Source organism: Lewinella sp. (assembly GCF_050633125.1).
Taxonomy (GTDB): Bacteria; Bacteroidota; Bacteroidia; order Chitinophagales; family Saprospiraceae; genus Lewinella.
In genome coordinates, this window is record NZ_JBOEFX010000172.1 from 1 (window position 1) to 19,945 (window position 19,945).

The following is a 19,945-nucleotide window of genomic DNA, read 5'->3' on the forward strand; positions in this document are numbered from 1 at the left end:
TTGTACCATTACGCTGAATGCTACCGTATTGTTCAACTCGCTTGTCGCGAGTGCTACTTTGGCCAACGACATTACCTGTTACAATGTCAATGATGGACGTATTCTGGCAGAAGTACAGGGAGGCACCCCACCTTTCCAGTACAGCATCGACGGAGAGAATTATCAAAGTGAAGCTTTATTCACCAATCTCGGCCCGGGAACTTACATGATTACGGTACTAGATGACGAAGGCTTCACCCAAACCACCAATAACATTACCATCACCAACCCTACCTTGGTAAATATGATGGTCATGATTGATGGCTCTACCGTTACCGTCACCGCTAGTGGTGGAACCGGCACCTTGATGTACAGCATCGATGGCCAGAACTTCCAGGCGGAGAATACCTTTACAGATGTTCCTGACGGCATTTACCAAGTGAGTGTCCGCGACGAAAACGGTTGTGCCGTGGCTATGGAGGCAATTGTTGCTGTTAATAGCCTACTCGCCAGTGGTCAAGTGGTCAACCATGTCACTTGTTCTGGCGATGCAGATGGTAGCTTGAGCGTTACCGCCAGTGGCGGCATTGCGCCGTACATGTATAGCTTAGATGGCGAAAACTTCACAACAGAGCACACCTTTGGAGGCCTTCCTGCTGGCGATTATATCGCGATGGTGGAAGATGCTACAGGGACAATGTTCACAACAAGTGTCATTACGATTACCGAACCCGATGCTCTCAACTTGGTGCTCAATACCATGACCGACAGCATCAGCGCAGTGGTAACGGGCGGAACAGCACCTTACGAATACAGCCTCAATGGTGGCACTTTCCAGGCGTCAAACATCTTCACGGACTTGCCTCCGGGCGATTATCAGGTGACAGTCCTAGATGCCAATGATTGTGCAACGGAAGCTTTTATCAGCATTCTGGTAGGCGTATTTACCGCTGCTGACCCTAGTTTAAACCTTCAGGTGTACCCCAACCCGAATACTGGGCAGTTTGAGCTGGTGCTGGCACAAACCACGGGTAGCAAACTCACTTGCAAAGTATTCAACAGTGCAGGGGCGCTGGTTGTACAGCAACAGTTGACAAAACCAGGCTTTGAACTACGTCATTCTTTTGACTTGCAGTTCTTACCTCCCGGCCTCTATCAGCTCGTACTTTTCGATGGTGATGCCTTCGGAACGGTGAGAGTAATGGTCGTAAAATAGGTTAACACTTGATAGCATACTGATTTGACGGATTAAATAGGATTGACGCGGTTTTTAAATGATTGACCGTTAAAATTCTGTTTAATCCGTTCTCACGTAGCCTATCCTACCCTAGTTAAAATGCCAACTGGCATTGCCTACGGCGCACCACCGCGCTATCAAAAAGAAAACATCTTTGCCTTCTCATCGTTACTCCTTTATATGAAGCTGTTTATTAGCTCCCGGCGTCAACGACTTAGCCTTGGCCGTTTACGGAACGCTAATAAATCGGGATACTAAAACAGCTATTCATATCCATTTAATTCTCCGTATCTTCGCGGGGAAAAAGAAACAGTAACACCTTGAAGTTTACAGAATTCGGTTTTAGCGCAACACTCATGGAGGGATTGGACGCCATGGGCTTCACTGAAGCTACCCCAATACAAGAACAAGCTATCCCTGCGATTATGGCAGGGAAAGACCTACTGGGTTGTGCCCAGACCGGTACCGGTAAAACGGCAGCTTTTTTGCTGCCCATCCTTAATCGTTATACTTCTGAGCCTCATAAAGGAACGGACACCCTTATCATCGGCCCTACCCGAGAGCTGGTACAGCAGGTAGATCGTCAACTGGAAGGCTTTTCCTACTTTACCCCCGTTAGCTCTATTCCCATTTATGGTGGCCGCGATGGCCGCTCAATGGACCAAGAACGCAAAGCTCTAAAAACAGGTGCTCCTGTGATTGTAGCGACCCCGGGTCGCCTGATCGCCCACTTGGATCTGGGTTATGTAGACTTTAGCCAAGTTCGCCACTTCATCCTCGATGAAGCGGATCGTATGCTTGATATGGGTTTTGTGCACGATATTCTGAAAATAGCCTCCCATCTGCCCAAAAAGCGACAGACTTTGCTGTTTTCAGCAACCATGCCACAACGGATTCGCAAGTTCGCTCGGGATTTATTCAATAATACGCCCGTCGAAGTCAATGTGGCCGTTTCTAAACCTGCCGAAAACATTCTCCAAGGCGCTTACGAATTGGAGGATGAAAGCAAGGTAAAACTGGTAGCTCACCTATTACAAGGCAAAAAGAACCTACAACGAACCATCATTTTTGCCAGTACCAAGAAAAAAGTCCGCGAAGTCAATACCGCTCTACAACGGGCAGGACTGACCGTAGCTGCTATTTCTTCTGATCTGGACCAAAATGCTCGTGAAGAAGCCCTCCAGGATTTCCGAAGCGGAAGAGTACCGATTGTAGTTGCTACAGATGTACTTTCGAGAGGTATTGATATTAAAGGAATTGATGTGGTCATCAACTACGATGTACCACCAGATCCTGAGGATTACGTGCACCGTATTGGGCGTACAGCTCGTGCGGATGCTTCAGGTGTTGCCCTAACGTTTATCAGCCGTGGTGACCGTGGTCGTTTTCGTCGTATCGAAGAGATGATGGACATGGAAGTACGTCGGATGCCTTTACCAGAAGGTATTCCTGTTGGCAATCCTCCTTCTCGAGGTGGCCGAGGTGGCGGCGGCGGTCGTGGCCGTGGAGGTAGCTCCCGTGGCGGCAGTAGAAACCCACGCGGAGGCAGCAGCGACAGGCGAGGCGGTAGTGGTCGCTCCGGTGGTCGTAGATAAGGGATGACGAAATAAGTAACCTACGGAAAGAGCATTGCAAAGTGTGTAGGTTATTTTTTTGCGAACTCCCTAAACCTCCTTACTATGGCAAATAATCTTCCGGTCGGAACAGCAGCATAGCAATCTATGATTTATCTTGAACTAGAGAACGTTTCCAAATCGTACGGCGAAAAAGTCTTATTCGACAAGATTAGTCTTCCCGTCAACAAGGGTAACAAAGTAGCCCTGGTCGCAAAGAATGGTACAGGTAAATCTACGCTCTTGCGGGTTGCCGGTGGCGTAGATTTGCCTGAAGGGCTGGGAGCAAAAGTTTATATCCACCGCGATGCAAGGATGCATTATCTGGTACAGGAACCCGATTTTGGAGAAGAGCAAACTATTCTGGATGCGATCTTTGAAGGAGACAACGTCATCCTTAAAGCCATCGAGCGCTACGAACGTGCGCTACTGATCCCCGATAAAGCAGACGACCTGCAAAAGGCACTCTCTAAAATGGATGAGCTGCGTGCCTGGGATTTTGAAGCACGTATCAAAGAGGTCCTCAGCAAGCTAAAAATTGATGATCTCCAAAAGAAAATCAAGAACCTCTCGGGTGGGCAACGTAAACGCGTAGCACTGGCACGACTGATTATCGACGATCCTGACTTGATCATCCTTGATGAGCCAACCAACCACCTTGATCTGGATATGATTGAATGGTTGGAAGAGTTCTTGCGTCAACCGAATCTCACTATATTAATGGTTACTCACGATCGCTATTTCCTGGAAAGGGTGTGCGACTACATCGTAGAACTAGACCAGGGTGAGTTGTTTAAATATAGCGGTAACTACAGTGATTTTCTACGCAAAAAAGCTACCCGTTTTGAGATTGAAGGCAACGAATACGAAAAGAACAAAAAGTCTCTCAAAAAGGAGTTGGCATGGCTCAATCGTCAGCCCAAAGCCAGGGGTACCAAAGGGAAAGCTCGGGTAAGTAGTGTACTACAACTCAAAGACAAAGTTGAGGACTTCTCCCGCGATTCCGAATTACAAATCGATATCAAAGGACAGCGCCTTGGCAAAACAATACTGGAAGCATACAGCGTCAGTAAGTCTTATGGTGACAATTTGATCCTCAAAGACTTTGACTACAAATTCAAAAAAGGGGAACGTGTAGGTATTGCCGGACCCAATGGTGTGGGTAAATCTACCTTCTTGCACCTACTCACCCAGGAGGAAAGACCAAGCAGTGGTAAGATTGTTGTAGGAGGAAATACCGTATTTGGGTACTATACCCAAGATGGTATCCAACTGAAAGAAGACCAGACCGTGATCGAAGTGATCCGAGATATTGCGGAATATATTCCTTTAGAAAAAGGAGCAAAACTGACTGCCGAGCAACTGTTGGAACGGTTCATGTTTCCCCGCCCCCAGCAACGCGTATTCGTCAGCCAGCTGAGTGGTGGTGAACGCCGCCGCCTTTATCTGCTGACCGTCTTGATGAAAAACCCCAACTTTCTCATTCTTGATGAGCCGACCAACGACCTGGACATCATGACGCTGAACGTGTTGGAAGATTTCCTGATGGACTTTCCAGGCTGTATTATCATCGTTTCGCACGATCGTTTCTTTTTAGACAAAGTCGTCGATCACCTCTTTGTCTTCGAAGGTGAAGGCAAAATCAGAGACTTCCTCGGCTCTTACAGCGAATACCGTGTTGATCAACTAGAGCGCGAACGTGCTCAACGCAGTGAAGAACGTAAGGAAGAACAGCAACGCAAAGCCGAAGTCGAAGAGCAAAAGCCCGGCCTGACCCAAGAGCAACGCAAGCAGATCAAGCGACTGGAAAACAAGATCAGCAAGCTCGAATCTAAGAAAACAGATATTACCGCAGCCTTCAACGACACCACACTCAGCGCCGAGCGTATTACGGAGCTATCCAAAGATTTGGCGACGGTAAAAGAAGAAATTGAAGTGCTGGAGATGGAGTGGATGGAGTTGGTGGATTTGGCTTAATTGGTGTGAGACTTACTTTTTTCTACACTTCCAAACCGCAGAACTCACTGTACGAAATACTTAGTGCAATGTAAAACCACTGCCCAACAGCAATAACCCCGGCGCTATAACAATCTAACACAAACCTCTATTTCCCAGCACATTGTTATATCTTTAAAGAGAAGTAACAGGCTAATAAAGTAGAGTTAGAATATGTTCTTAAAGCATTGTACTTCCAAAACCATATTCAAACACCATGTATTCTCACGTCAAAAAATCACGGGGAAATGAGCACGAGCATACCACTCCCAGCCAGCTCTTTCAAAAGGATGATACCCCTCCTGCTGTTCAATTTAAAGATAATCGTGAAGAAACCATAGCACAGCGAAAATTGCAAGCGGTGATACAAAATGGCCCTCAACAAGCCGTAAACATTCAACTTCAAGCGCTCCCAAATCAATATAGTACCGCCCCAGAACAACCAATTCAAAAGAAAGAAAACAATACGGGCCTTCCAGACAACCTTAAAACAGGAGTTGAAAACCTATCTGGCATCGCTATGGACGATGTGAAAGTTCACTACAATTCGGGTAAACCCGCACAAATGCAGGCCCATGCTTACGCCCAGAACACTGATATTCATGTAGCACCAGGCCAGGAAAAATACCTGCCGCATGAAGCATGGCACGTAGTACAGCAGAAACAGGGGCGAGTGAAGCCGACAGCGCAACTGATGGGAAAGGTGAATATTAATGATGATTGCAACCTGGAGCGGGAAGCGGATGTGATGGGCGGTAGAGCTCTGCAAGCTTCTAGAAATTCTCAACCTCTAGAATTTGAATTAGTCGACAAAAACGCTGCACTAGTGCAGCGGATGCCAGAGTCTGACTTTAAGAGTGTGATTGGTTTTACCACTGGCCCTCTTTCACGGCTATCCAGGGCGATAACTACAGAAGATAATAGCAAAGCCTTTCGTGAATTTGCTAAGAACCACTTTCGGCAAAGCCTTGAACAGATTGCGAGAAGAGAGTTAGAAAGACAAAGGATAATACAAGAAAACGACGGTGATTGGAACAACTTTTTAGCGACTAAGGGAGATACCTTTTTGAAATTAGGAAGGGAATTAACTGATTTTGTATTTACTCATTTTATTACTCAACATACTAGAGATCATGACGTAAATGATATACTAGCTCATCCTATACAAGAATATATTAGACAAGGGGGAACCCAGTTTATCTCGGCTTTAAATATGATAGTTGGCCAGTCACCAACACAATCTGAGCAGGTACAGGACTTTGCCAGGAGGCGCATTTACGAAATGACAAACGTAAAAGTAGAGGCCAAGGATTCCACCCATATTACGCCCAGTGGAGAACGGAATCAAGGCGAGTTGCCAAGCGTTAGGAATATTAGAGACATTGTAATTGAGCTACCTGGAAGCGGTGATCTTCACTGGCGAACCGAAAAAACACCTGATGATAAAGGAGAAATGAGACGCTCTAAACCTCACATGAGATTACCTGTATTCGTCGGTAGGCAGATTCTGCCAATGGTCTATCAACGAGTCCAAGATAATGAAAGAATTTTCACAATAGCGGGCCCCATGGGCTTAGGAGGAATTTCAAATTCAGGTGATAGATCTATTTCTAAAAATCTAAGCGCAATTGATCACATACTTGCTCTAATTCGTAGCAATGCCGAAGCGGATCATATAACAGGTATTTCACTTCGTGTAAAAGCACATAGCCGAAATGCGGTTGCGGCAGCTTATGCTGTGCAGAATATCCAAGAACGTTATCCGGTTGGACCAGGGAATCTAATAAATAACCTACAAGTTGTGATGCACGACCCTGTCCCTGGGTTTGGGAGCGAAGGAGATTACCCAAATCGGCGTATGCCTCAGCACCCACATATCAAAACAGTGGTTGTATATTCCATTGCCGCGCAAGATCATCGCTTTTGGTTTGACCCGCTGCAAATTGATAACGCGAACGTTCTCGTTTTGACAGACGATGCACATGTTGGAGGCGTATTAAAACGCTTTAGAGCACTCGACCAACAAAGAGGCCAAGAAACAACTTTAGTTAATCTCCCTGACGGGGTTTATGGCGCGGTTAATTCTCATAACGTTGATGTTGACCATATTGTAAGGCTAAATAATGACGAAGAGGTTAAAGGATTCATTGACGCTCGGTTTGATTCGGCCGCGGCCAAAATAAAAGATACTGGATTTAAGACAACACGTCGTAATGCCATTGTCGTAGCAGCAAATTCTGTTCTTCGACGACAACAGCAACCAGTACAATAAAAAAGGTGTAATTCAACTGCTTCAAGGCACTAACAATATTTACTTAAGAGCTTTTTCCATCCTTAAGCAAAAATCGTTATCTTTAAGCTCGAAGTAGAGCTTTTCTGTATGCCATAAAGCATTATTACTTTCATACCCATATTCAAACACCATGCATTCTCACGTCAAGAAATCACGGGGAAATGAACACGAGCATACTGCTCCCAGCCAGTTCTTCCTAAGGGAGGATTCCTCCCCTGCTTTTCAATTTAAAGACAACCGTGAGGAAATAATTGCGCAGCGAAAGTTACAAACGGTCATGCAAAATGGCTCCAAGCAGGCACAGAATATTCAGTTTCAAGCACTAGCCAATCAATACAGTGCTAGCCAACCACAGCCCGTTCAAAAGAAAGAAAATAATACTGGCTTACCTAACAACCTCAAATCAGGAGTTGAGAACCTGTCTGGGCTTTCGATGGATGATGTAAAGGTTCATTACAACTCTTCCAAGCCCGCTCAAATGCAAGCCCACGCTTATGCTCAGGGTTCCAATATTCATGTAGCACCTGGGCAAGAACAACACCTTGCGCACGAAGCATGGCACGTAGTGCAACAGAAGCAGGGGCGGGTAAAGCCAACAGCACAATTGCACGGTGGTGTTAACATTAATGATGACAAAGGACTTGAACGCGAAGCCGATGTCATGGGTAGTAAGAGCTTGCAACGGCAACCCGTGCAGCAGCAAAAAAAAGTGGGCTCCGTAAAGTCTGGACCTATTCAGGCGAAGGGGTTAGGTCCGTTGGTCATGCAGATGAAGAAGCCTTCGCGGTTCACCATCGTTACACTAGCGATTGAAGGTAGCCTGCAAATTGGCATTGGTATTGTCGGCGTTTTAGCCGGTGCTGGTGCTATTACTTCTGCAGTATTGGCACCAGCTGGCGTCATTCCTATTATCGGTGGTGTAGGGCAAATTATTATTGGCGCATCAAAAATAATTCGGTCTGTCGCTTTAGGTATAAGTCGATACAATGAGGATGGCCCGGGCCCCAAAGCAAAAATACTCCTTGGATTTTTGACGGGCCTCGAAGCCTCTGTTGCCGTGGCGACTGGCATTGCTGGATTGGGTGGCGCTATAGCTGCACACGGCATTGCCTTGATCATATCAAAGGTGATCTCCATTATTAGTTCTTTAGTGAAATACATAAGAGCCCTCTTCAACTTAAACCCAAAGCCCAGCAAGACTGTCCAGAAAGCTTCAAGATGGACGGTTATACTGGAAAGTATCGGAAGTGCGTTAGCTGCCATTGCCGAATTTATCGGGGAACCCGGCAAGTTTGTAGCCAGCGCAGTTACCTATTTGGTCAATCTGGTTAAAGAGATGCGAGGAGGTCACGGAGTGGTGGCGGCTGAAAAGCAGCAGGAAAATACGGCGGCTAACACTGAAGTAGCATCACCTACAACATCTGATAGTGATAGGTAAGTCCGTCTTAAAACACCGATATAATGATTGATAGACTTAGAGTTAGATACTAGCTGTAAGCGAAAACTTAATTCAAGACCGACAACTTCCGAAAGTAAATCCACAATTCTATGGACCAAGCTCCCAAAGCCATAAACAAGCCCCTTAAGCAACTCCTTATTGCTGGTTTTGGCTGGGGCCTTATCTGTACTATAGTACTCTTGGTCTTCCCGAGTTTACGAGGGCAAGATTCCATTTTTATTGCTGCCTTATACTATTTTTTCATCATAGTACTGGCAGCCACACTCACTAAAAATATACGTCAATATGGCTCCTATTGGATTCAGTTAAAAAGTAAAAAACCCGCAATCTTTTGGGGCCAGCTAATGGGTATAGGTGTTTTCGGTAGTCTCTTTGCCGTTGTAATCTACCACCTCTTGCTCCTCGCGGGGCCTTATTTTGGAAACGTTGAAGACTGGTCTACTTTCGTAAAAGAAATGGGAATCACATTTAGTGCTTTCAAAATATTAATACTGCTTGTTTGTACCGCATTTATAGCGATTGTAACTATAAACATGCTGAAAGAGAACGAAGAATAATCAACGCTCGCCAACCAAATAATCGGAACATTATCTATTAATGTGGCTACTACTCGCCATACTGACTAACCATCAATTGTCTAAAGGTAATCGTGTCGACTGCAAAAAACGCCGGAGTGTCAAGGTATTCCCGTTAAACTCATCAAAATCAGTGTGACTTGCTCCCTTATTAGGTATAAAAATATAGCCACGCTGCCAAATTGCCCAACCTTTGTTTTTCCAATTTTCTGGTAAAATCGGCTCAGTGGTATTACTATTAGGATCAGCAATCCAGAGGGGGTATTCATTGAACGCCTTTAGGCTAAGGTATTTATTGGCGTTAGATCGATTGACGTAAATCATAGGCAACCGCCCGGTAAGTGATTTAACCTTCTCCAAAAATTGTAATAACTCTTGTTCTACTCGCTCAATAGGAATAGACATATCTTTCTTCTTTTCGCTGAAATTATAAAAACTATGCCCTTCAAAATCAACAATTGGCGGAAAATCATCGCTTTGCCACGTTCCCACTGTCTTGGCAAAATGGAGTGCCTGTGCTATTGGGTCATCCCAAACATAATAAAAATGATACGCGCCACGAGTGAAGCCCATCTCTTTGATGCGCGACCAATCTCCATTACGAAATCGTTTATCAACATAGGTTATACCTCCAGTAGCCTTAACCACAATAAAGGATAGACTATCTCGGAATTTCTGCAAATCATCCAAGCTATACTTTTGGTTATCAGAAATATCAATTCCATATAACTTCCCGGATCTAGTGGCGGCGTGTTGCTTATTACTCACGACAGGCTGCGTCGTAGAAGGATCAGGTTTCGATTTAACTATAGGCAACGCCTTCTCAGCATCAAGGATTGTATACTGTAAGAATCGCTGGAAAGAGGCTGAGTCTCCGTGAAATTCATCCAAATCGGTATTTGAAGGTCTATTGTTTAAAATTTGTATGGTATCCTTTTGCCAAAAGGCCCATTTATTCCAACTCCCGGCTAATCGTGGCGAGGCACGCCCCGTATAAGGGTCAGCGATCCAAAGTGGATAACTAGTGAAAGCTTTGGCATTGAGGTATTTGTCTGCATCTGATTGGTTTACATAAATGATTGGTAGGCGGCCAGCAAGTGCTTTCAACGTGTCCAAAAAATGCAATAAATCACGTTGAACCCTTTCTATAGAGATGGAAGTATCCATCTCGCCCATTTTCCCATCTGCCCGGCGTTCATTAAAATTAAGAAAGCTACGCCCTTCAAAATCAACTAAGGGAGGGAGATCATCTGCCTCCCAATCACCTACGGTACTTACGAAGTGCTGGGCCTGAGTTACCGGATCATCCCAAACGAAATAAAAATGATATGCCCCTCGAGTAAAGCCTAAGTCTTTTATTTTTTGCCAATAAGCTTGATTAAATCGCTTATCAACATAGGTCATACCACCAGTAGCTTTGGCTATAATAAAAGAGAGGCTGTCTTGAAATTTATGCAGCGTATCGAGGGGGTAACGCTGTTCATCAGAAATATCTATTCCGTACAAATGGCGCCGTATCCGTTTGATCGGTTGTTTGGGACGACTGTCGCTATTAGTATCCGATCCAGACGTGTTTGTTCTTGTTTCTGGCTTGGTAGACACTGAACTATCACTAGATCCCCCTGAAGTATCAGCGGTGCTTTCCTGGTCGCAAACCGTCAAAAGCAGCGCAAGGATAAGAAGTATGGGTGTGAGTACAGATAGCCGCAATTCTTTCTTATTTATAGCCTGCCCTTGGAGAACGATACAAAAGGTGCTCACACCCAGTTGGTATGAGCACCTAAGGTATGATTTAAGCCGCTGGTGCCGTTGGTGGTACGTACTTATACTCAGCCCCTTGTTGAGCAGCATTGTACTCATCCAAAGCTTGGGCAACGATGAAAGACTGTACCTCGACCTTCTCTGTAAGGTCACTGACCTGTGATTCGATCACCTTGTTTTTGCCATCTAGAATAATATACTTCTTATTGATCAATGACAATTCGTTGTGTTTAAATGAGATAATACTCTGTAATTCTGCTTCTAGCTTCATAAAACGATTATAGTAATTTACCGTTCGAGCATGAATTTCCTGATTGCTTACGTAAGTATTGAATGCTTCCTGCACAGCCTTTGCCCCTGCATTAAAAGCAGCGACACCTTGTGCATCAGCTTCAATAACTTTACGCGAAAATATTTGGGTCCAATGCAAATTGTCTTGCGTTCCCAGTTCTTGTGGCGTATTATCTTTCCCTATTACCAGGGCTTTTATTTCTTCAACGCGCTCTAGTCCTTTCTCTTTCAATTGATAAAGAGATAAAAACATTGCCTGTGCAGCATCATGAGAATACTTAACTAGGTTTTCTGTAGACTCCTTTCGAGTTTGGAAAAACTGGAGAACAGTTAACACACTCTTTTTGGCAGATTCGGCCTGCTCTAAATGACTTTGGGCATTCTTCTCATCAGTTCTTATCCGTGTATATTCCTCACCAATATTCTTTTGTTGAATCTTTAGATTACTGAGGCTAGCCTGAAACTGTGAAAGCTTCAATTTAGCATTATTATACTTTGTATGTAATCCTCGGATAAAGGCTATTGTCTCGGAGGTAGCATTTGAATCATCTGGCTGGGTACCTTTGCCTTTGGTTGGTTGCGTGGCCATTATATATTGAGTTATTGTTTTTGAAAAATAGGAATAAGGGTAATTGTTTGCCCTACTCAAATCAAGTTAAGAGGGGCATTAACTTTGCCTAAGCAGATGCTGAATAATTCGAAGCGATATTTGTCAAATTATCCATCGCCTGCTGAATAAGCTCTGAATTTTGATGATCCATCTCAAACCCTTGTCTATCTTGAATGTAAGCAGTAAGGCTCGTGAAATAATCAGCAACATCCGTATCAAAACTCTTCAATCTGGCATTGAAATCACTCAAAGCATTATTATCCAAACTTGTAAGCGCAGCTAATGCGGCTTTTTGCTCTGTTTGCAATAAGCGCTGTAAAGAGGTCTGCAACCCTGCAGAGAATGCAGCTACTTGCACACCTTTCGCTTCTGCTACTTTTACCTGAGGCTCGGGTTTTCCTATTCCATTGTAAATTAACTGTGCAATATCTGGAATCGAAGTAGCTTCATTAGTCGATGGGTTCGCTGAATTCATGTAACCAGCTACCGTCTGAAAATTGGCAGTATTTCGAACCGGCTCTCCGTTAAATGCCCCTTGCATCTCCAACAAACCTTCGGCAAACTGCCGATAAGCCACTGCGGCACTAGTGATACTCTTGGCTGCATCAAGAGAAGCCTTCTTATTCGCCGGAATCTCTTTGTCGAGATCATTATTCAGATCATTCAACAAATTCGACAGATAATCAACCACACGAGTGATCGTTTGTCTATTGTACGTAGCACTGATCAAGGCCCCTTGACTACCTTGCTCAATTAAATTATCAAAACTATAAGTCAAGGCTGACTGGATAGCATTGGAAATGGATTTCTCCAGATCTTTTTTAACTTTCTTATCAACACTTGGATCGTTTTTCTCAAACCAATCATCCAATATATCTTTTACTCCCGTAAGAGAAGGGTGCTTGGGCTTGTTAGGAGGCTTGGCAGGGCCAATACCACCTTTGCCGTCTCCTTGGTCTTCTTTGGCATCCGTCTTTCCGCTGTCTAGTTCTTTCTCGTCTTTATTAATCTTTGCGTTAGCTGCTTTAATTTTCTCTTCTTGTTCCGCTATATCTGCCAGTAAAGACTCCATCTTCTTATCTGCTGCCGGGGGAGCAAAGATGTTTTGAAATATGATTCCCTGAAAATTATTGTAGAAATAAGACTTATCCGGCTGTGGAAATAAATAAGTAATCTCATCTTCCAGGTTTGCAATCAATTCCTCCTTACGCTCATTATCAAGGACATTATCCGTTTTCATCCCAGTAATGCTTCCTTCTACCCAGCTTCTCGCCGCTGCTTCAGTACTAGGATTATAGGACGACTCGGTCGCTCTTAATTTATTGATTACTCGAAGCGTATCTCGCTCAATATCGCGCTCTTCTTTGCCTTTATCGTTTAATATTTCCTGAATAGCTGGCAAGAAATGACTTGGCCAAATGCCGGTAGGTTTACCGCTTTTCCCGCTAGCCGCTTTTTCAAAGTAACTCCACGTACCTTTTTTATCATCTAAATCTTCAGCAGCAAAAACAGCCGTGTTTAAACCATTTTTCCCAGTCAACAATGCTAACTGAAGACTAATTGAAATTGCATCCTCCAAGTTAATGATAGTCGAACCAATCCAATCCACAAATGCTTCTTCTGAGTTAGGCTTTGGGCTTAATGCAGTATAAGATTGCTGAAATGCATCATGAAGCACTTGAATTAGGCTAGCATCATTAACCTTATTGATCTCGCCGGTACCATCCGGCTCTGAGAGGGTTCTGAAGATGATTTTATAAAATCGCCCTGGATGTTGGGGATTTGCACTTAAAATTTCCTCCCAGTTCGGAAGCTTATGGTACGGTAATGGGCCCCCAAGCTCAACAGCCTTGGTAAAAAGGGTGTCTTCACTTTTTATAAAAGCACCCATCTCCTTGGTTTCTGATTTAACAGCGGTAACTTTTTGAGTATAGATATTACTCAATTCGGTATCAACATTTTTAATAAATGCATTCCACAGTTGCTGTGAATTAGTAGGAGCCTTTTTGGCCTTTTCTGTTGCCATAACAAATAGGTTTTAATTTAATATTTAGTCATTGTAATATCATATCAGCGTCTTAAAAAACTTCCATTAGGAGTATTTACAACTGATGATATATTGAATATGGATTTTCCGCTATTGTTTGGCAATAGCGAATTTGTTAAATACTTAAATGAAAATATCGGTGTACAATTACACCTTTTGAGAAGGGGAGTAAAAACCGTAGATTTAGCAGCATTCACTGAGACAGCAAATAGCTTCAATAGCCATCTATAATCCAACAGACCTGACACAAGACAGGAAGGACATTTAACATTCATTGAATATAGGTTGTTAGGTAATTTCCTAATAAAGAGTAAAACCTAATTAAGGTAAATTTAATCAAAATACACTTAACACCAAAGAATAATTAGCCTTTTCACATATTTATAAAATTTAATTTTTCCATTCGGTATTTTTTCCTACTTTTACAATATACATTTACACCTCCATATTCTTAACACAAGTCATTGCGATGACTGAAAGCTTGCAAGTGATGATGAATCCTAATAACCCCCAGACGCCAGGGGTTTATACGGTAGAAAAGAATGCTTTTCCTCCGTCAGTCGCCCAGGTACCTACTGCTATTCCTGCTTTTATCGGGTACACTGAGAGAGCTGAAGATCAAGGCAAATCATTGATCAATAAGCCTACTTTAATCAACTCCTTAAGCGAGTACAACAACTACTTCGGTGGAGCCCCGGAATATAAGTTCCCTATTTTTCAAGCAGTCAATACTGCAGACCCGACGAAGCCTCCTACTGCTGACGAGTATGACTTTTCCATCCCCCCCCATTACTACAAAATTGGTCCTGCAAATTCAGATACACTCTTTTATCTGTACAACAGTCTACGTTTGTTCTATTTAAATGGTGGTGGCCCGGCCTACATCGTTTCCGTAGGAACTTATGAAGCTGTAGAGTTTGTCGCTGGCGCAAAACCTAGTGATCCTCCTGTTCCAGAAACTAAGGCCAACCCAGTAAGTCGACCAGCGTTAATGGCTGGCCTGAACCTACTACCGCTGATTCATTTCCCTAAACCGACGATGATTTTAATGCCAGACGCTCTAGCTCTTGGTGACAAGAACGACTGTTACATGCTGCAACAACAAATGATTGCGCAAGCTGGTAATTTAAAAGATAGAGTAGCCCTACTAGATATTTATGATGGAGATCAGGACCTTGAAACTTCCGTCATCAGCGATTTTCGCAATAACATGGGGGTAAGCAACTTAAGCTATGCCATTGCCTACTATCCTTGGTTGCAGACAGAAGTTGTTTCTGCTTCGGAAATCACCTATGCGAACCTTGCTCCGCCCGATAAGACAGCTACACCTGCAGTGGAAAACATTCAGGACCTCTTGGTAGGCGTACCCATGCTAAAGGTACTTGACTCAATAAGTTTAGATTATGAGACGCTGGAGCAAGACCTACTCACTACACCTAGTTTGAAATTTACCGCTTCGGGGTCAGGAAAACAGTACACCAGCTGGTCAGCTGCCTATAATTCACCAGAAGGGACGGATGATCAAATCGTATCCGGACAGTCAGTCGTACTCGCTACGATGTTTGACATCATGTACCAGCTAAGCCATGGTGGAAACTATACCCCTACAGGAGGATCGACTCCAACAATAACTATCAAATCAAAGGATCTTCAGAGCTCTATCGGGTTAATCACCCAGATTACAGGACCTATAGGCTCCCTTGTTGCTAGTGCTTATAGTTATGAAAAGAATTTCCCCGGCACAACCTCCATCAGCCTAGGCTTTACTGATGATCTTATGAAAAAATGGGGCTGGGTCACTTCTGGCGACAGCGCAAATGTACCCGGAAGTCCGTATCCAAAAACTTACCCTTCTGGTGTCACTACTGACACGCAAAAAGCAGCCTTTGTATTTCCGCAGGCCAGTAAAGCCCTCAAAAACGTATTTGACACTTTATTCACATCTCTGCAGAATGTTATTGGCGACGCAAAAACATTACTAAACCAGTACAATTCCTCATTAGAGAATACCAATAAGACGTATAACAACATCATGACTGCGGTAGCAAAGCAAGCGAATAGGCTACCGCCAACAAGTGCAATGGCAGGGATCTACACTACGGTAGACAATACTCTTGGCGTTTGGAATGCCCCCGCCAATCGCAATATAGATGCTGTTATTGCCCCTTTGGTAAGCATCAATGATGATCAGCAAGCACCACTAAATGTTGATGCTTTATCAGGTAAGTCAATCAATGCCATTCGCTCATTTTACGGGCGGGGCCCAGCAATGGTTTGGGGAGCACGGACGATGGATGGCAATAGCCTGGACTGGCGCTATATCAATGTCCGGCGCTTACTGATTATGATCGAACAATCGGTCGCCAATGCAGCGTTTTCACTCGTTTTCGAGCCTAATGATGCTTCGACTTGGGCCATGTGTGAATCCATGATCTCTAATTTCCTTCACAATTTGTGGGCAGAGGGTGCATTACAAGGATCCTCACCAGCCGATGCCTACTCGGTTATGGTAGGCCTAGGCAAGACGATGATGCCTATCGACATTCTCAATGGAATCATGCGTGTACAAGTCAAGTTGGCTGTAGTGCGCCCAGCTGAGTTTATCATTATTACTTACCAACAAGAGATGCCGAAATCCTAACCGGAATTCCATTAAATATTTGCACAAAAAACAAGTTGAACCTTCTCTCATGTTTTCAAATAGCTAATACAATTATGCCATAGACATCCTTTCGGAAAATGTTCTACTTAGCCAACTTTTGAAAACGAAGCCTCAACCTTTTTTGTGCTGTTCCTAACAACATCTAGCAAAAAAAAATAATCATGGCAGATAAAACAGGAAAACAGGAAAATGCCATCTGGCCTATGCCCAAATTTTACTTCAAGGTAACTTGGGGTAAAACGACGATTAGCTTTTCCGAGGTCTCCGGCCTGGATACCGAAGCTCAGATCATTGAATATCGCCATGGCGATAGCAAAGTACATTCCCCCATTAAAATGCCCGGCATCAAAAAGGTGGGAAATGTAACGATGAAACGCGGTGTATTCGTGGGAGATAACACCTATTACGATTGGTTCAAGCAAATTCAACTCAACACCATTGAAAAAGGCCGAGAAACGGTTACCATTCAACTGTTGAATGAAAAAGGCAAACCAACTATGGTATGGGTACTACTTAATGCCTGGCCCACAAAAATAACGAGTACCGATCTGAAATCTGATGGCAACGAATCAGCTATAGATACCATTGAAATTGCCTACGAAACACTTATGATTAAGAACGAAAACAACGCCTAACAAGAGGGGTTACAGTAACGCATTCTAAATATTTAAGTATATTTCAAATTCGCGATTATGGCTGAATACTATCCACCAACCAGCTTCTTTTTCCGAGTACTTTTCAAAGACTTAAAAGGGGTCGGAAAAGATGGAGAAGCAAGCTTTAAGGAGATATCAGGATTAGGCGTAAATAATTCAGTGGAAACCGTCTCTGAAGGTGGATTATTAGAATACCAGCATAAACTTCCTAGCACCTACAGCTATACCAACATAGTACTAAAAAGGGGGTTAGTCCTAGATTCTGCACTAAGAAAATGGGTGGAAGATGGGGTGAAAAAATTTGAGTTCACCCCTCTCACCGTTATGATTGAACTCCTAGGACCTGGGGGGCAAAAGAATAAACCTAAGGTAGTCATGTCTTGGACGATCCACAATACATGGCCGGTTAAATGGGAGCTTTCCAATTTTGATTCTCAGCAGAATGATATCGCTATTGAGACCATGGAGCTGGCCTTTTCTTACATGGAGACTAAATAAGAATCGCCTATGCCATTAGAAATCAGGGAAGTCATCATTAAAGCTCAATTGGAACGATCCTGGACAGAACAATCAGGCCAGGAACCTTTTAACCCGCAGGATTTAGAAAATCTGAAAGAAGAAATTCTTGCTTTCTGTCTTGAAAAAATAGAAGAGCAACGAGTCATCCGAGAACAAACTGACCGACCATGGCTTTAACGAAATTATCGATTATTGCTTATTCTAACAGTAGCTATCGAAAAGGCGCACGTGTTGGAAAATTTCAAGTACTGATCAATCCAGAGAGCTATAAGAGAGATGTAGAGATTGACTACAATAAAACGTGGGCAGTTGGTTCACCAGGTGGTGATCTGCGTTTTAAAAAAATGAATGCGGAAAAAATATCCTTCAATTTAATTTTCGATGGAACAGGCTTGGTCAGTACGGCTCCACAATCATTAAAAGAAGGAGACAATATTAAGCCTGTTATTCAGCAGATTAAAGAATTCAAGGCCATCGTTGCCAAATTTAATGGAAAGATCCATCGGCCCAACTTTCTACTTCTGACCTGGGGGAATGCTTTTAATTTCCGCGGGGTACTCACAAACATGAGTATAAACTACAAGCTTTTCAAGCCCGACGGCACCCCCATTAGAGCAACTGTAGATGTAACTTTCTCGAGTAGCGTAAGCCCTGCTCTCGCTTTAGCAGAAGCAAAAAAAACATCGCCAGATTTGACCCATATAAAACAAGTGCGGGCAGGTGATCGTCTACCTGCTATGAGCAACGAGGTTTATGATGACCCTGCTTATTTTGTACAAGTAGCTCAGGCTAACAACTTAAACCACCTACGTGGTGTCGCACCTGGTAAAAAATTGGTATTCCCTCCCCTTTGCAATAAATAATTAAGTCGCAATATGGCTGCTACAGAAGACAGAGATCTAGTTTCGGTTAAATTAATAATCGACGGAAGCCCCGTTAAAGACATTTATGAAATAAATGAAATCCAAGTATTCAAAGCTGTAAATCGAATAGCCTTCGCGCAAATAAGGCTAATCGATGGTTCTGCCGCTGAGGAGAGTTTCGCTTTAAGTAGTAGTGATCAATTTACACCAGGAAAAACAATAGAGATACAAGCAGGGTTTGGCCTCAAGACTGAAAATATTTTCCAGGGGATCATTACTGCACAAAATTTACGCATGGTTAGTCAGCGTGGGCCTGAGTTGCGCTTGGAATGCAGAGACAAAGCAATCAAAATGGCTATCGGGGCTAAAAATCGAGTATTTTCCGATTCTACCGATAGTGATGCGCTCACCAAAATCATTGAAGACAATGGCGCCACTTCAGAAATAAGTAACATCAGTAATTCTTTCCCACAAATCGTCCAGTACAATTCAACAGATTGGGATTTCACCATGGCACGTGCCGAAACCAATGGTATGATTGTTCTAAACATGGACAACAAAGTGACTATCAAACCTCCAACTGCTAGCGGTGACGCGCTTGGTAAATTCACCTTTGGTCAGGACATAGTAGAGATGAACTTAAAACTGGATGCCAGCACTCAGTTAGAGACAGTTGAAGCACAGTCCTGGGACTATAAAACACAAGCCAACCTACAGTCCAGCGCCAGCGCGCCAAGTGTTGTTGACCAAGGAAATTTATCCGGTAGTACTTTGGCAAAAGTTGCTGCACCCAGCAGTTTCCAACTTCAGTCTACCGTCCCACTGACAGCTGAAGAACTCAAAACCTGGGCCGATGCTAGCCTTTTGAAATCTCGCTTAGCAAAGGTACAGGGAGATGTAAAGCTTTTTGGCCAAGCTGATTTTGTACCCGACCAAATATTAGAATTTGCAGGGCTAGGTACTCGATTCAATGGCTCTGCTTATGTATCTGCTGTAGAGCATCATATCTCTGGTGGCAACTGGTGGTCTACCTTATCAATTGGCCTTAATCCTACTTGGTTTGCCAAGGCTAATGACATTACAGCCACTGCAGCGAGCGCATTACTTCCTGGTATTCGCGGTTTGCAAAATGCCGTTGTCAAACAAATCAATGAAGACCCTCTCGGCGAAACCCGGGTGCAAGTGGAAGTGCCCATGCTTAAGTCTGACGATGGTGAAAATCTCATTTGGGCTCGTTGGTTACAACCTTACGCCACAAGTGGTGCCGGACAATTCTTCATGCCAGAAATAGATGACGAAGTAGCCTTGGGCTTCTTAAATGAAGACCCACGTTATCCCGTGATCCTTGGTAGCCTCTATAGTAGCGGACATGCACCTCCTTACGA

15 protein-coding genes are annotated in these 19,945 nt (G+C 43.7%); 12 read left to right on the plus strand and 3 right to left on the minus strand.

The genetic code is table 11. From position 1 onward, the window contains the following. From ACRBG0_RS26895 to ACRBG0_RS26920, 6 genes are all read left to right on the plus strand, one after another. On the plus strand, positions 1-1,195 hold a 1,195-nt coding region (locus ACRBG0_RS26895; RefSeq protein ID WP_431489922.1), incomplete at its 5' end, for a T9SS type A sorting domain-containing protein. Positions 1,196-1,536: 341 nt separating this feature from the next. Next, positions 1,537-2,811: a DEAD/DEAH box helicase gene (locus ACRBG0_RS26900; protein ID WP_431489923.1), complete on the plus strand. Its 1,275-nt coding sequence runs from the start codon at positions 1,537-1,539 to the stop codon at positions 2,809-2,811. Between the two features lie 126 nt (positions 2,812-2,937). Further along, the gene (locus ACRBG0_RS26905; RefSeq protein ID WP_431489924.1) at positions 2,938-4,806 is read left to right on the plus strand and encodes an ABC-F family ATP-binding cassette domain-containing protein; all 1,869 of its coding nucleotides are present in this window, start codon (positions 2,938-2,940) and stop codon (positions 4,804-4,806) included. 235 nt (positions 4,807-5,041) lie between these two features. Then, the gene (locus ACRBG0_RS26910) at positions 5,042-7,096 is read left to right on the plus strand and encodes an eCIS core domain-containing protein (RefSeq protein ID WP_431489925.1); all 2,055 of its coding nucleotides are present in this window, start codon (positions 5,042-5,044) and stop codon (positions 7,094-7,096) included. Positions 7,097-7,247: 151 nt separating this feature from the next. After that, positions 7,248-8,555: a DUF4157 domain-containing protein gene (locus ACRBG0_RS26915; RefSeq protein ID WP_431489926.1), complete on the plus strand. Its 1,308-nt coding sequence runs from the start codon at positions 7,248-7,250 to the stop codon at positions 8,553-8,555. A 110-nt stretch (positions 8,556-8,665) separates the two neighbouring features. Further along, positions 8,666-9,133: a hypothetical protein gene (locus tag ACRBG0_RS26920; RefSeq protein ID WP_431489927.1), complete on the plus strand. Its 468-nt coding sequence runs from the start codon at positions 8,666-8,668 to the stop codon at positions 9,131-9,133. A 72-nt stretch (positions 9,134-9,205) separates the two neighbouring features. Here the strand turns inward: ACRBG0_RS26920 and ACRBG0_RS26925 are convergent, their stop codons facing one another. The 3 genes from ACRBG0_RS26925 to ACRBG0_RS26935 all read right to left on the minus strand — a co-directional run bounded on the left by ACRBG0_RS26925 (position 9,206) and on the right by ACRBG0_RS26935 (position 13,839). Next, entirely contained in the window at positions 9,206-10,912 is a 1,707-nt protein-coding gene (locus ACRBG0_RS26925; protein WP_431489928.1) for a glycoside hydrolase family 25 protein, read from the minus strand. 31 nt (positions 10,913-10,943) lie between these two features. After that, a complete protein-coding gene (locus ACRBG0_RS26930) occupies positions 10,944-11,792 on the minus strand; it encodes a hypothetical protein (RefSeq protein ID WP_431489929.1) in 849 nt (282 codons plus the stop codon). Between the two features lie 88 nt (positions 11,793-11,880). Continuing rightward, a complete protein-coding gene (locus ACRBG0_RS26935; protein ID WP_431489930.1) occupies positions 11,881-13,839 on the minus strand; it encodes a hypothetical protein in 1,959 nt (652 codons plus the stop codon). Positions 13,840-14,329: 490 nt separating this feature from the next. On the opposite strand from ACRBG0_RS26935, the gene ACRBG0_RS26940 reads away from it, so the two are divergent. The 6 genes from ACRBG0_RS26940 to vgrG all read left to right on the plus strand — a co-directional run. Beyond that, a complete protein-coding gene (locus ACRBG0_RS26940; protein WP_431489931.1) occupies positions 14,330-16,501 on the plus strand; it encodes a phage tail sheath C-terminal domain-containing protein in 2,172 nt (723 codons plus the stop codon). A gap of 182 nt (positions 16,502-16,683) precedes the next feature. Further along, complete coding sequence (locus ACRBG0_RS26945; RefSeq protein WP_431489932.1) at positions 16,684-17,157, plus strand: phage tail protein; 474 nt, start codon at positions 16,684-16,686, stop codon at positions 17,155-17,157. Positions 17,158-17,214: 57 nt separating this feature from the next. Further along, complete coding sequence (locus ACRBG0_RS26950; protein WP_431489933.1) at positions 17,215-17,676, plus strand: phage tail protein; 462 nt, start codon at positions 17,215-17,217, stop codon at positions 17,674-17,676. Between the two features lie 9 nt (positions 17,677-17,685). Beyond that, on the plus strand, positions 17,686-17,874 hold the full coding sequence (locus tag ACRBG0_RS26955) for a DUF5908 family protein (RefSeq protein WP_431489934.1): 189 nt from the start codon (positions 17,686-17,688) through the stop codon (positions 17,872-17,874). Continuing rightward, a complete protein-coding gene (locus ACRBG0_RS26960; RefSeq protein WP_431489935.1) occupies positions 17,865-18,560 on the plus strand; it encodes a CIS tube protein in 696 nt (231 codons plus the stop codon). Before ACRBG0_RS26955 ends, ACRBG0_RS26960 begins: the two co-directional genes overlap by 10 nt. Positions 18,561-18,572: 12 nt before the next feature. Continuing rightward, positions 18,573-19,945 (plus strand): type VI secretion system tip protein VgrG (gene vgrG, locus ACRBG0_RS26965; RefSeq protein ID WP_431489936.1); only part of this gene is annotated, 1,373 nt, incomplete at its 3' end.

What these genes read in the sequence shown, in the direction of transcription:
- ACRBG0_RS26905 (WP_431489924.1), top strand. Translation starts at nt 2,938, where the DNA reads ATGATTTATCTTGAACTAGAGAACGTTTCCAAATCGTACGGCGAAAAA.
- ACRBG0_RS26910 (WP_431489925.1), top strand. Translation starts at nt 5,042, where the DNA reads ATGTATTCTCACGTCAAAAAATCACGGGGAAATGAGCACGAGCATACC.
- ACRBG0_RS26915 (WP_431489926.1), top strand. Translation starts at nt 7,248, where the DNA reads ATGCATTCTCACGTCAAGAAATCACGGGGAAATGAACACGAGCATACT.
- ACRBG0_RS26920 (WP_431489927.1), top strand. Translation starts at nt 8,666, where the DNA reads ATGGACCAAGCTCCCAAAGCCATAAACAAGCCCCTTAAGCAACTCCTT.
- ACRBG0_RS26930 (WP_431489929.1), bottom strand. Translation starts at nt 11,792, where the DNA reads ATGGCCACGCAACCAACCAAAGGCAAAGGTACCCAGCCAGATGATTCA.
- ACRBG0_RS26935 (WP_431489930.1), bottom strand. Translation starts at nt 13,839, where the DNA reads ATGGCAACAGAAAAGGCCAAAAAGGCTCCTACTAATTCACAGCAACTG.
- ACRBG0_RS26940 (WP_431489931.1), top strand. Translation starts at nt 14,330, where the DNA reads ATGACTGAAAGCTTGCAAGTGATGATGAATCCTAATAACCCCCAGACG.
- ACRBG0_RS26945 (WP_431489932.1), top strand. Translation starts at nt 16,684, where the DNA reads ATGGCAGATAAAACAGGAAAACAGGAAAATGCCATCTGGCCTATGCCC.
- ACRBG0_RS26950 (WP_431489933.1), top strand. Translation starts at nt 17,215, where the DNA reads ATGGCTGAATACTATCCACCAACCAGCTTCTTTTTCCGAGTACTTTTC.
- ACRBG0_RS26955 (WP_431489934.1), top strand. Translation starts at nt 17,686, where the DNA reads ATGCCATTAGAAATCAGGGAAGTCATCATTAAAGCTCAATTGGAACGA.
- ACRBG0_RS26960 (WP_431489935.1), top strand. Translation starts at nt 17,865, where the DNA reads ATGGCTTTAACGAAATTATCGATTATTGCTTATTCTAACAGTAGCTAT.